Consider the following 1,404-nt stretch of genomic DNA (forward strand, 5'->3'; position numbering starts at 1 on the left):
GTTCGGCGAGCGATTTATGCAGGCGCGTGGATAACGCGTTGTTCAACCGCCTCGCCCACAAAAATGCGGACAGGTTCTGTCGTCTTCGACCACACCCTTCCAGCTTTGCTTATAGATCCGTTCCGACTGCTCTCGATGCTCCGTTTCGTGCCCAAAGGTGCCTGCCATTCCGCAGCACCCTGCCTTCACCTCTTCGAGCGTTGCGCCAAAGAATTCAAAGACTTCCTGCCACGCACGCACCGCACCAGGAGCGCAAGCACGCTCGGTGCAGTGCGCGAGCACGCTGACATCCGCAGGTGTGAACCCACGACGTTTCAATTCCTTGTCCAGTTGATGATGAGCAAGCGCAGGGACATCAACCAGGCCGATCTTCTGTTGCAACCACTGGCCGGGTCGGCTACCGGAAACCGAGTTATAAAGCCTCGGCATCGCAGCGAACCACGGCATCGCCGACTCAAGATTGCTGACCACATGATCGCGCAAAGGCCGCAAATATCGACCATAGTAGAGCGACATAAAACGCGCACGAAAGCTCGGTACGTCAACGCTCACCGGGCATTGCGTTGCGCATGCCTTGCAAGCCAGACACCCCCGCATCGCATCCATTACTTCATCCGAGAAATCGGACTTGCCCAGTTTGACGCGCAAGCGTGTTGCGAAGCCGTTGAAGGATCCCTGTCCGTGAGGAACGTCTGCGCCAGCGCGGTTTCGCTGAATCCTGCATCGGACAGGCGCCCCAACCATTCGCGCATCAGCGAGGCACGGCCCTTCGGGGAATGACGGCGATCGCGCGTCGACTTCCAGGACGGACACATCGGATCATCGAGATCGAAGTTGTAGCAAGCGCCGTTTCCATTGCAGGACATCACACCCGTATAGCTATCGCGCACCGCAACCGGGATACGCCGATCGGCCGCGCCGCGAATAGGGACGGCAGCGATGGGTACGAGCCCCTGTTGCGCCGGTGAAGCTAAGCGCGGACCGCCGGCCAGATGCGATCGCTACGAGCGAGTTCGAGCACGGTTCCATCGACGGTCTCGATCGAAGTTGGCCGCAATGCCATCAGCGCGTGCGCATCGCGCAGCGCCGCGTCGAAAGTCTTGTACCGGACCGCGATGATGGCGCTGTGTTTCGGGATCGGCACCACGTTGACAGTCGCTTCCGTCACGAGACCCAAGGTCCCTTCAGCACCGCACAGCACGGCGTTCAGATCGAAACGGCCGTCCGGTCGCCGTAGATGGGCAAGATCGTAACCGGTCAGGCTGCGGGTCAGCGGTGGAAAGTGGGCAACGATGAGTTCGCGGTGCTCACGTTCCATGTTGTCGAGGGACCTATCCGTGATTTCGTGGGCGAGGCATATCATGAGGTGTAAAAATCATGGATATGCCGATGAAGAAGAAAAGG

At 59.3% G+C, this 1,404-nt stretch carries 2 protein-coding genes; both read right to left on the reverse strand.

Going from position 1 to position 1,404, the window contains the following annotated elements; translation table 11 throughout:
* Nucleotides 1-42: 42 nt before the first annotated feature.
* Nucleotides 43-648, reverse strand: coding sequence for a (Fe-S)-binding protein (locus tag DIE22_RS37730; protein WP_124607546.1), 606 nt, complete (start codon nt 646-648; stop codon nt 43-45).
* Between the two features lie 322 nt (nt 649-970).
* On the reverse strand, nt 971-1,318 hold the full coding sequence (locus tag DIE22_RS37735; protein ID WP_124607547.1) for an FAD-binding oxidoreductase: 348 nt from the start codon (nt 1,316-1,318) through the stop codon (nt 971-973).
* Nucleotides 1,319-1,404 lie beyond the last annotated feature (86 nt).

The sequence above is a fragment of the Burkholderia sp. Bp9142 genome, from assembly GCF_003853415.1.
Taxonomy (GTDB): Bacteria; Pseudomonadota; Gammaproteobacteria; order Burkholderiales; family Burkholderiaceae; genus Burkholderia.

Bases quoted from the DNA above. Each gene is read 5' to 3' on its own strand.
- DIE22_RS37735 (WP_124607547.1), bottom strand. From the start codon at position 1,318: ATGGAACGTGAGCACCGCGAACTCATCGTTGCCCACTTTCCACCGCTG.